The sequence below is a fragment of the Parendozoicomonas sp. 2304DJ65-17 genome (assembly GCF_058148445.1).
On the sequence record NZ_JBYVJV010000031.1, the window covers coordinates 1 to 349 of the forward strand.

Below are 349 nucleotides of genomic sequence, written 5' to 3' on the forward strand. Positions count from 1 at the left end.
TGCATTAACTCTGCAATCAGTGCACGGGCATCCTGCTGGTCGAAAATAGAAAAGCAGGGTTTGAAAACAAGGGTTTTGTATTCCTTGCGAATAATGTTCATCCCCAGGTTGTGAAACGTGGATACGGTCAGCCCCAGTGCTGCTGGCCCTTCAACCAGTTTACCAACCCGTTCTTTCATTTCCCGGGCGGCTTTGTTGGTAAAGGTTACAGCAACAATATTACGACCTTTTAATCCGCATTCACGGATCAGGTAAGCGATTTTTTGGGTAATGACACTGGTTTTGCCACTGCCCGCGCCAGCCAGAACCAGAAGGGGTCCTGAGACGTATTTGACAGCTTCATCCTGGC

The 349-nt window shown here is 48.7% G+C and carries 1 protein-coding gene; it reads right to left on the reverse strand.

Annotation, left to right across the window (positions count from 1 at the left end; all coding sequences use genetic code 11):
- Positions 1-349: UvrD-helicase domain-containing protein (locus tag ACY2RR_RS24410; protein ID WP_490110811.1), on the reverse strand; the 349-nt coding region annotated here is incomplete at both ends.